This window comes from Parafrankia colletiae, assembly GCF_001854655.1.
Taxonomy (GTDB): domain Bacteria; phylum Actinomycetota; class Actinomycetes; order Frankiales; family Frankiaceae; genus Parafrankia; species Parafrankia colletiae.
Map to the genome: position 1 here is coordinate 37,036 of NZ_MBLM01000129.1, position 12,292 is coordinate 49,327.

Annotated in this window: 7 protein-coding genes; 4 read left to right on the plus strand and 3 right to left on the minus strand. The window is 72.3% G+C overall.

Features of this window, described 5'->3' with window-relative positions; all coding sequences use genetic code 11:
- Nucleotides 1-23: 23 nt before the first annotated feature.
- Nucleotides 24-1,556, minus strand: a complete 1,533-nt coding sequence (locus CC117_RS20455) for a LysM peptidoglycan-binding domain-containing protein (RefSeq protein ID WP_131803101.1) — start codon at nucleotides 1,554-1,556, stop codon at nucleotides 24-26.
- A gap of 358 nt (nucleotides 1,557-1,914) precedes the next feature.
- On the opposite strand from CC117_RS20455, the gene CC117_RS20460 reads away from it, so the two are divergent.
- From CC117_RS20460 to CC117_RS20470, 3 genes are all read left to right on the plus strand, one after another.
- Entirely contained in the window at nucleotides 1,915-3,369 is a 1,455-nt protein-coding gene (locus CC117_RS20460; protein WP_241830282.1) for a sensor histidine kinase, read from the plus strand.
- 317 nt (nucleotides 3,370-3,686) lie between these two features.
- Nucleotides 3,687-4,244, plus strand: coding sequence for a hypothetical protein (locus tag CC117_RS20465; RefSeq protein WP_071086587.1), 558 nt, complete (start codon nucleotides 3,687-3,689; stop codon nucleotides 4,242-4,244).
- Between the two features lie 181 nt (nucleotides 4,245-4,425).
- On the plus strand, nucleotides 4,426-7,089 hold the full coding sequence (locus tag CC117_RS20470) for an FAD/NAD(P)-binding protein (protein WP_071086655.1): 2,664 nt from the start codon (nucleotides 4,426-4,428) through the stop codon (nucleotides 7,087-7,089).
- Between the two features lie 51 nt (nucleotides 7,090-7,140).
- On the opposite strand, the gene CC117_RS20475 is transcribed toward CC117_RS20470, so the two are convergent.
- The gene (locus CC117_RS20475) at nucleotides 7,141-8,118 is read right to left on the minus strand and encodes an NAD(P)-dependent alcohol dehydrogenase (protein WP_071086589.1); all 978 of its coding nucleotides are present in this window, start codon (nucleotides 8,116-8,118) and stop codon (nucleotides 7,141-7,143) included.
- Nucleotides 8,115-8,612 (minus strand): hypothetical protein, encoded by a 498-nt coding sequence (locus CC117_RS20480; protein WP_071086591.1) that lies wholly within the window; start codon nucleotides 8,610-8,612, stop codon nucleotides 8,115-8,117. Before CC117_RS20480 ends, CC117_RS20475 begins: the two co-directional genes overlap by 4 nt.
- Before the next feature lie 186 nt (nucleotides 8,613-8,798).
- Here CC117_RS20480 and CC117_RS20485 point away from each other — a divergent pair, with 186 nt between their 5' ends.
- Nucleotides 8,799-12,290: an AfsR/SARP family transcriptional regulator gene (locus tag CC117_RS20485; RefSeq protein ID WP_241830283.1), complete on the plus strand. Its 3,492-nt coding sequence runs from the start codon at nucleotides 8,799-8,801 to the stop codon at nucleotides 12,288-12,290.
- Nucleotides 12,291-12,292 lie beyond the last annotated feature (2 nt).

Here is a 12,292-nt window from a genome sequence, read left to right on the forward strand (position 1 = left end):
CCCTCGCCGGTCACCCGTGCCGGTCAGCTGTCCTGGACCAGTACCCACTCCAGCTGCAGGTCGTCGATGGACGGAATGTTGCCGTCCGGGTTGTTGATGCGCATGAGCTCGTCGACGGTGGTGCCGTTCTGGCGGGCGATCTGCTCCCAGGTCTCGCCGACGCCGTCGGCGACGCCGAGAATCCGGTGCGCCCGGAATCCCGGCACACTGACCTGGAGATCCATCCCGTCGGGGACGAAATGGTCGGCCTCGCCGAGGGCGACGTCGGCGTTGAGCTTCGTGAACGTCGCCGCCGGGATCCCGGTTCCGCGGCTGATCCAGTCATGGCCACGGCGTCCGCTGGTCACGGGGAAGGGCAGCCGTCGCGTCCCGTCGGGGAGCGCGGTGACGGGCGGCATCGGGTACCGCTCCCCGGCCTGGCTGACGGCGGTACCGAGGAGCTCGGTGTGGCCCTGGAAGAAGGCCGCGTGGATCGCGTTCTCACCGACGTTCCGTATCGCCTCGGTGACGCGCTTCACGAACGGCGCGTAGTCGGCGGTCGGGCTGTAGTTGGGCAGCCAGGTGCGGGAGGGCCGGTGGTGGTCCTGACCGGTGATCCGGATGTTCAGATCCTTGGTCCTCTCGGCGGAGAAGGCGCCGACGTGACGGGTCGCCTTCACCGCCAGATACTCACAGAATCCCTCGCGGACGACGACGCTGCGCTGGGTCGCCGTCGGCAGCAGGGGGTGCTGCAGGACGTGGATGTACTCGTGGATCAGGAGGACGAACGTGTCCCACTTCTTCGTCGCCACGGCCATCGACTCCACCTCGGACTCCTCCGCGGCCCAGTCGAGAACCCAGGGCGTGATGAAGATGCGGGCCGTGTTCGGATCGGACATCGACATCTCGTTGGCCTCGTAGCGCAGGAGCGCCGCACGGTGCTCCGCGACGAACGGTTCGACGACCGAATTCTGGTAGAACTCCTGCTCCTCGGGCGTCCCGTTCTGATAGTGGAAGAAATGCTTCTCGGCCAGGGCCCCCACCGCGTCGGTGCTCATCAGGTAGTCGACCATGTTGACCGGCTCCGTCATCCGGCCGAGTCGTCGCCGGGTGGCCRTGTCGGTCATGGAGACGATGGTCGGCGATTCGCCGTCGACCGTGAACGTGAAGTTCCTCCTGGTGGCAGCGAGCTCCGTGGGGACAAGGGCGTTCCCGACCCACTCCGCGAAGAACTCGTCGACGACCTCCTTCGCTGCCGCGGCGGCCGGGAGAAGGTGTCTCAGGTCGATGACCCGGGCGTTCTCCTTACGGCTGATACTGGCTTCCTTGGCGTCGATAGTCGCTTTGAGTGCGGCCCGGAGGTCGCCGGCGAACTCATCCCGCGCCGTCTGCGTCGGATGAGCCTCCTTCCAGGCATGGCGATTGTCCTTTTCGGCCTTTTCGGCCTTTTCGGCGACGGCGGGTTCGGGTTCGGTGACCTCGGGCTCGGTCTCGGGCGGGAGTGGGAGTCCCAGCAGCGCGCGGACGGTCGTGGTCTCATCCGCCGTCAGCAGCCTGGTACCGGTTCGTTGCGACATGATCGACACCTATCCATCGGGGGCACGCGGGCCAGGCGTCGCAACATTTACACGAAACCGGCAGCGAGGATGACGAATCCTCGAACCCGATGAGCGACGCATGTCGGTTTAAGGTGAATAGCACGATTGCGAGGGATCCTGGCGCGCCTTCCGAGTGGATGCAGCCAGGCGACGGTCCGCCCGATCGAACGATCGGCCAGCTTTGGCCCGTGTCCCAGGCGTTGGCACTGCGCACCGGCCGACGCGCCCGGCACCGGCGCTGGGCCGTCCATCCTGGTTCATCAGGGACGGGTGGAGGCCGATAGGTTCGCCCCGTGGGCACTCCCCCGAGCTCGGTGCCCGGGGGTGGGACGCGCGGGTGCGCGGGTACGCGCCACCGCTGGTGGGAGGCGATCTGATGCGGGTCGAGGATCTTCGCGGACTCGACCTGTTTGCCGGCCTGTCCGACGAGCAGTTCGCGGAGCTTGCCGCGGGGGACAGCGAGGTCCGGATCGAGCCGGGTGCGGAGCTGTTCCGCGAGGGTGATCCCGCGGACTTCTGGTGGGTACTGGTCGAGGGTGCCATCGACCTGGTGCGTCAGCTCGGCGGTGAACCGTCCGTGGTCGGCCGGATGGATGCGCCGGGGCGGTGGGCCGGCGGCTTCCGGGCGTGGGACGAGCAGGGCGTATACCTGGCGACCGGGCGGGGTGCGGTGCCCGGCCGGGTGCTCCGGGTGCCCGCCGACGTCCTGCGGGCCCGGGTCGACTCCTGGTTCCCGTTCGGCAGCCACCTCATCCGGGGCGTGTACGGGACAGCGCGGTCCATTGAGGCGACGGCCCGCCAGCGTGAGTCGCTCGCCGCCCTCGGCACCCTCGCCGCCGGCCTCGCGCACGAGATCAACAACCCGGCGGCGGCCGCCACCCGCGCCGTCGGCGACGTGACGGAGACCTTCCAGACGGTGCTGGCCGCCGTCACCCGGCTTGCGTCAGGTGGGCTCACCGGGCCCACCGCCGACCGGTTCGCCGAGCTCGATGCGCTGCGTGCAGAGATCAGACCCCCCGCGGCACCCCTGTCCCCGCTGGCGGCGGCCGACCTCGAGGACGACCTGTCGGCCTGGCTCGCCGACCACGGCGTCGAGGACGAGTGGGCGATCGCGGCACCGCTCGCCGCCGCGGGGGTGGGCGTCGCCTGGTGTGACCGGGCGGCGGGCGTGCTCGGCGACGGGCCGGTGCTCCAGGCGGGTCTGCAGTGGGTCGCCGGCACCCTGGCCACCACCAGCATCCTGGCGGAGCTCGGCGAAGCGACCCGCCGCATCTCCGGGCTGGTCACCGCCATCACGTCCTACTCGCAGATGGACCGGGGCTCGCTGCAGCTCGTCGACCTCACCGACGGCCTCGACAGCACGGTGGCGGTCCTCGGGCACCGCCTCGGCACGGGCGTCACGGTCGTGCGTGACTACGCGCCTGACATGCCCCGCGTCCAGGTGCACGCGGGCGAGCTGAACCAGGTCTGGACGAATCTGATCGACAACGCCATCGACGCCATGAACGGCACCGGCACCCTCACCCTCACCACCCGCGCCGAGCCAGGTGCCGTTCTCGTCGACGTCACCGACACGGGCCACGGCATGTCCCCCGAGGTCGCGGCCCGCGCGTTCGAGGCGTTCTTCACGACCAGGGACGTCGGCCGGGGCACCGGCCTCGGCCTCGACATCGCCCGCCGCATCGTCACCGAACGCCACGGCGGCACCATCACCATCGCCGCCCGCCGACCCGGACACACCACCCTCCACGTCCGCCTTCCGACCAGCCGCGTCGAGGCGCGACACAGCTGACCCGGCCCGGACCGTGTGCACTCCCGCGGTCGGGGAGAAAGCAGCGCGCACGGCCCCGGATCAGGTCGTTGTCAGGTCAGGGTGCGTCGTTGCCAACGCTGGCAAGGATCGACAGGGAGACGGACGGTCCGGCGGCCGTGTTGGGTGCTGCCGCAGAGGCGGGCGTGCTGACGGAAACGGCGGCAGCGGATGCCCGACCCCTGTTCATGCCGCCAGAAGTGGCCGAACAGAGGGCTTTCGGGGATATTGCCGGGGATGGCGTCCATGTGACGGGTTCGCGCTTTCTCCGGCGCGACCGGCAGCCCCTGGAGGAWTCCATGAAATTACGTCGCCTGTTTGCGCCGTTCACCGGCCTGCTCGCCGGTTTCCTGGCCGTCGCCGTGCTGGTCGCCACGCCCGCCAGTGCGGATACCTCACCCCCGCCGGCACCCGTCGCCTACGAGGTCTTCCGCTTCAACCGGGCGACGATCGAGATCATGGCACGGAACGGAGTCGTCGCCTACGCCGAGGGCGGCACCACACGCCTCGACTTCCATCCGTTGGAGCTGGTCCTGACGATGCCGATCGTGAAGACGGAAACGGGTGCCGGTGTCTTCCGGACCACGATCGGCGGCCGGATGGTCTTCCGCAATCTCCGCACCGGCACGTCGGTCGGCTACGAACTGATGCACGGCAACGTCAGCGCCAGCCTCTTCATCACGACCAACGTCGACCTGCCCGGCGCGGAGCGCGTCCTGTTCTGGGTCGGCGGGGCCGACGAGAATGGTGTCCAGCCGATCACCCTGGCGAACCGCGCGCTTGTCGAAGGCCCCCTGGCCACCAGTGTCTTCCCGGCCGACTACCAGGTGGGCACCCTGCGGACTGTGGTCCCCTGACGGCCACGGGCCTCCCGGCGGGAGATCGACGCGGAAGCTTCGTCACGGATGGCGACGTCGGCGGTCTGTCGATCTGGGCCACAGCCCGCCCCAACCGGACCTAGCCTGGTACCAACCGGTTTGGACGGGGAAGGAGATCTCCCATGCCCAGGTGTCCGCACGCATACTGTCGACGGCCCCGATGAGCGCGCCGGTGGTCGTCGCAGTGGTGGGTGGCGGGGCAAGCGGCTGCCTCGCCACCGCCCACCTGGCAAGGTCCGTGGCGGGCACCGGCCGAAGGTTCACGATAATGCTCGTCGAGCCGGACGACGTCGGTGCGGGCCTGGCCTATCTGACCCGGGATCCACGGCACCGGCTCAATGTCCCGGCCGCGAAGATGAGCGCGTTCGACGATGACCCGCAGCACTTCCTGCGCTGGCTTCGCCGGCACGTCGCGGTCGACTTTCCGCCCGGTGGTTTCGCGCCCCGCCAGTTCTATGCCGAGTATCTCCGCCACACGCTGGAGGAGACGCTGCGGGCCGCGACCGGGGTGCAGTGCAGGCGGGTGCACGCCCGCGCGACGGATGTCCGCCGGCATGGGCGCCGGCTGCGCCTGACGCTCGACAACGGGACCAGCCATCCGGTCGACGCCGTCGTCCTCGCGCTCGGGCACGGCGCTCCGACGGCGGCGTGGGCTCCGCCGTCGCTGGCCCGGTCGCCGCGGTTCGTCGGTGATCCGTGGCGGGCGGAGACGCAGCCTCACGTCCCGGCCGGCAGCGATGTGCTGCTCGTCGGCGCGGGCCTGACCATGGCCGACATGGCCCAGCGCTGGAGCCGGGCTGGCGTGCGCCTGCACGTGACCTCGCGCCACGGGCTGCTTCCGCTGTCCCACGCGCTGGACCCGGCGCCGCCGCTCGCCGCCCCGGAGCTGCCCGAGGGACCGGTGAGCCTTGCCCAGGCCCGCCGGCTCGTCTTCGATCACATCCGCGCGGCCGGTGGCGACTGGCGGCGCGCCGTGGACTCGATGCGCCCGGTGACGGCCGAGCTGTGGTCACGTCTGGACCCGGCGGCCCGATCGAGGTTCGTCGCCACGACGATGCGGCGCTGGGACCAGGTCCGGCACCGTGTCGCCCCCGCCGTCCACGCCTGGCTGGAGCAACGCCGCGCCGAGGGATCGCTGGTCGTGCACGCCGCGCAGGTCGTCGACGCCCGGAACACCGCGGCCGGCGTCGAGGTCTCGCTGAGTGACGGCTCCCGGGTACTCGCCGCGGCCGTGGTCAACTGCACCGGTGCGGGCGCCGGCGTGCGGACCAGCCACGATCCGCTGGTCATGAACCTGCTCGCCGCCGGACTGGCGACCCCGGACGGCCTGGACCTGGGCTTCGCCACCGAGGGATCCGGGCGGCTGGTCGCGGCCGACGGGCCCCGGCCGGCGATCTGGGCCATCGGGCCGTTGCGGCGGGGCGAGCTGTGGGAGAGCACCGCGATCCCCGAGATCCGCGGCCAGGCGGCCTCGCTCGCCCGGGCCGTCATCGCCGCCCTGCCCGGGCCCCGGGTGGTCCGGCGGGTGCGCGACCCCTACGGCCTGCCCCTCACCGCCACCCCGGAGGCCGCCGGTCGCTATGTCGCCGGGCTCGGACGGATCCTGCGGGTGCGGTCCGGAGCCGAGATGCTGGTGGCCGAGGCGGTCGCGGCCGACCCGCAGTTCGCCCTCGGACAGGCGGTGCTGGCGCTGCTCGGCGCCGAGTGGGGCGCCGACGTCGACGTGGAGACGGCGCTGCTGGCCGCGCAACGCCAGGCGGCCCGGGCCGACGAGCGGGAGCGGCGTTTCATCGAGGTCGTCACCGCCCGCATCCGCGAGCCGGGAGGAGCCGGATCGGCCGCGGCCCTGCTGAGCTATGTCCAGGCCTACCCGGAAGACGCCCTGGCTGTCAGCATCGCCGTGCCGACGATCGCGTTCAGCGGCGCGACGGAGATTCCGGCTGAGGCCTGGGCTCTGGTCGAAGGACTGGCAGCCGTCTACCGCGACGACTGGTGGTACCGGGGGCTGCTCGCCTTCACCCGCCAGGAGCAGGAGAACTGGGAGGAGGCGGCCGAGCTCGCCGCACTGGCGCTCGCCGTCGAACCGACCGCGGGCCACGCCGTCCACGCGAAGACCCACGTCCACTACGAGACCGGCGACCACGAGGCCGGGCTCGCCTGGTTGGACGGCTGGATCTCGACCTGCGGGTCGGATTCGTCGCACCGGGCCCACTTCGCCTGGCACGCGGCGCTGCACGAGCTCGCGCTCGGTGACGACAGCGCGGCCCGGGCGCGTTTCTCGACCCAGCTCTCACCACCGGCCGTCTCCGGCGTCCGGGCGCTGGTCGACTCGGCGTCGCTGCTGTGGCGCGGCTTCACGGCCGGCGCCTGGACGTCGGTGGAACTCGGCCCGGTGCTGGAGACCGTTCCCGGCGCGCTGCTCGTCGATCCGCCGACGCCCTTCGTCGGGCTGCACGCGGCGGTCGCCCTCGCCGCCGCGGGCGACTGCCGCCGACTCGCACAACTGCGCCGGTCCGCGGCAGCCCGGAGCAGCGCGGTGTTCACCGACACCGTCGCGCCCCTGGCCGACGCCCTGATGCATCTCCTGCACGGCGACCCGGACCGGGCCACCGACGCGCTGATCGCGCTGCCCGGCGTCGAACGGCTCGGGGGCAGTGCCGCCCAGCGCGAGATCGTCGAGGACACCACGATCTACTGCGCCATCCAGGCGAACCGGCCGGACGTCGCGCGGTCGCTGCTGCAGGCCCGACTCGAGCGCCGCTGCTCCCCGCGCGACGTCCACCGCCGTGCGCACCTGCTCACCGCCCAGCAACCCGCGCGCTGACGCGATCAGCGCCGATCACCAGGTCGGCAGTCGCCATCGCACGGGGGCCTGTCATGCCACCGTGACGACGACCTTGCCCCTGGCATGGCCTCGTTCCACGTGGCGCAGGCCTTCGGCGACATCGGCGAGCGGGTACATCCGATCGAGAACGGGCGAGAGCGTCCCCTTCTCGACAGCATCGGTGACCGCGAGCAGAAAGGACCTCTCGCGCCGATCCGGCAGCGGAGTCAGCCGCTGCCGCACGACACAGTTGACCGCGACCGCCCGCAGCGTCGAGCCGACCGCGCCGAACACGTGGCCGGGCGAGCCGCCCGCGTTGACCACGAGGGTTCCGTTCCGTACCAGCGCGCCGCGCAGCTGGCGCAGCGGCCGGTTGCCGACGTTGTCGAGGATCACGTCGTACGGATCGTCGGTGTCGGTGAAGTCGGCCGACGTGTGGTCGACGACGGATGACGCACCGAGGGAGGCCACCAGGTCGACGTTCGCGGTGCCGCACACGCCGGTGACCTCGGCGCCCGACGCTGCCGCGAGCTGGACCGCGAAGGTGCCGACACCACCGGCGGCTCCGTTGACGAGAACGCGCTGGCCCGCCCGGACGCGGCCGACGTCCCTGATTCCGCGGAGCGCGGTCGTCGCCGCGATCGGCAGGGCGGCGGCCTGCTCGAAGGACAGGGCCGCCGGCTTGGGCACGACCATCTCCGGCGAGGTCAGCGCGTACTCGGCGAAGGCGCCCGGGCAGTAGCCGAGTACCTCGTCACCAGGCCGCAGCCCGGTGACGTTGCGACCGACAGCTTCGACGCGGCCCGCCGCGTCCAGCCCGGCCACCAGCGACTTCGGCCGGGTCAGACCCATCCCACCGAACAGCCGCGCGACGAGCGGATCGCCGCGGAGCATGTGCCAGTCGTACGGGTTGAGCGCGGCGGCCCGCACCGCCACCAGGACGTCGTCCGGGCCGGGTTCGGGGATGTCGACGTCGGCCAGCCTCAGGACGTCCGGCGGGCCGAACCGCTCCTGCACGATCGCCTTCACCGGGCGTCCCGGAATCGTCCGGTGGCGGCGGGCACCGAGACCGCGCCGGGCGCGGCGAGCACGGACAGGCCGGCGGACGCCGACGGCGCGGCCGACGCAGACGGCGCGGCGGACACAGACGGCGCGGCGGTCGGCCTGGTGGGCGCCGACCGGCCGATCACGGACCCGACCAGCATGGCGACGCTGATACCGATCTGGGCCACCCACCACGCTCCGATCTGATGGTGGTCCCACGCCGGGCACACCGCCGACACCAGGACGAAGCCGCCGCTGCCGTAGGCCGCAGGGGTGAATCCCCAGCGCCGGCCGGCCAGCAGAGCCAGGAAGGCGACCAGCAGGAGCAGCAGGGTGGCGACGATCAGTACGTCCGCCCAGGCCGGCTGCGTCGGAGGTCGTTCGTGCCGCGGTGGCTGGAGGGCCCCCACGGTCACGAATCCGGCGAACAGCGCGGCGGCCCACCCTCGGGGAAGCTGTCGGGACTGAAGTGCGTGCATGGGCCGAGGCTGCCGCGCCCGTGTTGTGTGATCCCCTCGAACGGGTCGAGTTTCTGTTGAGCCCGGCCGGCTGTTCCGGAGAGCGGGACAGCCGGGAAAGTCATACTGGGTCGGGAAGCCCGCAGGTCTCCTTCCCGTGATCTTCCGAGGTCTCCCCCGGGCGAGGACAGAGCAGGGAGCGGCGCGGTGCTGCAGATCCGTCTACTCGGTGGAGTCGGCGCCGTCACACCCGACGGCCGCCCGGCGGAGGTCGGGCCGGCGAAATGCCAGGCGCTGCTCGCGGCACTCGCCCTGTCGGCGGGCAGGGCGGTCCCGGTGTGGCGGCTGACCGAGCTGATCTGGGGTGACGCCCCGCCGAGGACGGCCGACCGCACGCTTGCGTCCTACGCGACGAGGCTGCGCGGCGCACTGGGATCCAGCTCGATCGAGCGCGCCGGCTCGGCCTACCGTCTGGCCGTCGACCCCRACGCGGTCGACGTCCTCCGGTTCCGGCGGCTGGCCGAGGCCGGCGAGATCGAGGCGGCTCTCGCCGAGTGGACGGGCACCCCGCTGGCCGGGCTGGTGGCACCGGGGCTGGCCGCCACGGTCAACGGCCTGATCGAGCAGTGGCTGGCGGTCGTGGAGGCAGATCTCGAGCATCGGGTCGAGGTCGACGCGTCCACCGTCATCGGCCAGCTGACCGAGCTGACCGCCACCCACCCGTTCCGCGAAGGCCTGTGGGCGCTGCTGATGACGGCGCTCTACCGGGTAGGCCGCCAGGCCGACGCCCTCGCCGCCTACCGCACAGCCCGTGGACGTCTCATCTCCCAGCTCGCTGTCGAGCCCGGGCCTCGGCTGCGGGAGCTCGAGGCCTCCATCCTCGGTCACGACGGACGGCTGGCCATGCCTGCGGCGCCAGATACGTCAGCATCGTCGTCGTCGTCGGCAGCAGCGGCAGCGGCAGCGGGCACGGCGGCGGCGGCGGCGGCGGCGGCGGCGAGACCGTCCGGGACCGTGACGTTCGGTTTCTGCGAGGTGGCGGACGCGGGCCGCTGGTGGGCGTCGCACCGGCACGAGATGCCGCTGGCCCTGGCTCGCCATGAGGCTCTCGTCCGGACCGCCGTCGACCGTCACGGCGGCCATGTCTTCGCCAGCGGCGGCGAGTCGTTCGGCGTGGCCTTCCACCGCGCCGCCGACGCCGTGGCGTGGGCGCTGGACCTGCAGGCGGCGGGCGACGAGGCCTGGCCGGCCGGCATGGCCATCCGTGCCCAGCTCGGCCTGCACACGGGTGAGACCGACGAACGGCGCCACGGCTACTTCGGACCGGCCGTGAACCTGGCCGCCCGGCTGGCCGCGGCCGGACACGGAGGGCAGGTGCTCGCCTCGGCCGCGACCGCGCTGCTGCTCGATCGTGACGACCTTCGGGATCTCGGTATCCACCGTCTCGACGGCGTGGTGTCCGAGCAACGCCTCTACCAGGTCGGCCACGGCGAACACCCGCCACCGCGGACGGAGGACGGTCGCCGCGGGAACCTGCCGCGCCGGCTGGGCCGCCTGCTCGGGCGGGACGCCCTTCTCGACACGGTCGAGAAGGCGCTGACCGCGGCCCCCGTCGTGACCCTGGTCGGCCCGGGCGGCATCGGCAAGACCCGGCTCGCCGTCGCGGCCGCGGCCCGCCGCTCCGATCTGGACGGTGCCTGGCTGATCGAGCTGGCCGAGATCACCACCTCCGACGACGTCCCGCGGGCGGTGGCGACCCCGCTGGGCATCACCGAGCTGGCCGGACGGGATCTGAACGACTCGGTCGTCACCGCGCTGCGACCACGCCGAGCACTGCTCCTGCTCGACAACTGCGAACACGTCGCCGCCGGGGCGGCGAAGCTCGCCGCGGCCATCGCCGAGGGCTGTCCGGACGTACGCGTGCTGGCCACCTCTCGGGAGGCTCTCGGCCTCGGCCACGGCCACGAACGACTCGTCGCGGTCGGGCCGCTGGAACCGTCCGGTCCCGGGGCGGAGCTGTTCGAGGAGCGGGCCACGGCCCTGTCGGTCGGGTTCGACGCCCCGGCGAACCGCCAGGCCGTCGAGGAGATCTGCCGCCGGCTCGACGGAGTGCCGCTGGCCATCGAGCTGGCCGCCGCCCGGACGACCACCCTCGCTCCGGCCGATCTGCTCACCCGGCTGGACGATCATCTCCGGCTGCTCGTCGGTGGGCCGCGCACCGCCGCCAGGCGCCACCGGACGCTGCGTGCCACCATCGCCTGGTCCTACGACCTGCTCAGCGCAGCCGAGCGCCGGCTGTTCCAGCGGCTGTCGGTGTTCGCGGGACCGTTCGACCTCAGCGGCGCGACGGCGGTCGCCGCAGGCGGCACCGGTGGAACCGACGTGGACCAGCTGGTGGGAACCCTCGTCGCGCGTTCGATGCTGGTCGTCGACTCCGGGCCGTTCGGGCCGCGGTTTCGACTGCTGGAGACGATGCGGCAGTTCGCGGCCGAACGGCTGGCCGAGACCGGCGAGACCGAGCTCGTCGCCGAACGGCACGCCCTGTGGTGTCTGGAGGCGGCCGCCCGGGTGCAGGTTCTGCTGGCGGGCCAGGCCGAGGTCGAGGGGGTGGCCCGCCTCGCCGAGCTCTGGCCCAACCTGCGGGCCGCCTTCGACTGGGCGTGCACCGCGAAGAGGCAACAGCTCGCCCACGCGCTCATCCGCCGCGTCGTCGTCGAGATCGTGCGCCGCAGCCGCAACGAGATCGGCGACTGGGTCGAACGGCTGCTGGCCATCTCGCCGCCCGACGACGAGCTCGTCGTCTTCGGACTCACCTGGGCGGCGCAGCGCTACAAACTGAGCCGGCGCAACGACGCCTATGAACGCCTCGTCGAGCGCTACGGCGAACCAGACCATCCGCTGGTCCACCACGCACGGGCGTCGGTCTACCAGGACTATGCGGCGCACGGCGTCTGGGCGGCTCCGGCCATCGCGGACCTGCGCCGACGAGGCGACGACGACCTGGCCGAACAGTTCGAGCTCGACGCCGGCGCGGCGCTGCTGTTCACCGGACGGTTCGCCGAACACGACCGGTTCACCACGGCTCTGGTGCACCGGTACCGGACCCAGGGACCTCCCACACTGCTCAACCTGACCCTGGTGATGCTCGGCTACTCCGCCTCGCTGCAGGGCGATCTCCCCCGCGCCAACCGCCTGTTCGACGAGGCCGTCGGGGTGACGGTGCCGCAGCGCACCCATTCCCCGAACCGGGTCGTCGAGGCGGGGGCGGTCTTTCGGCGCGGGGACCGGGCGCGGGCCTTCGGCATCCTGCGCGGCCACATCGACCAGCTTCTCGACGACGACAACATGCAGGCTGCCTGCGTCACCAGTGTCGAGTTCATCAACATGATGGCAGCCGTCGACCGGCTGTCCGACGCCGCACGGATGCTCGGCTTCCTCGCGACGACGGGCCTTCTCGACGCACCTGACTGGAACACCCTGGTGGACGGCGCCGCCACGGCGATCGCCGCGCAGCCTCACCTCGGTCCGGAGCGGGAGCAGGCGTGGGGGCGGGCGTTGRACGACCGCGAGGCGCTCGAGTACATGCGCGGGGTGCTGCGGACACTCACCGACGGCGACGGCGACGGCGACGCCGAACCCGTCGGTCACCCCGGGCCGGGCATCCGCCCGGGGCGGGGCACACCCCGGGCGAGATGCTGACG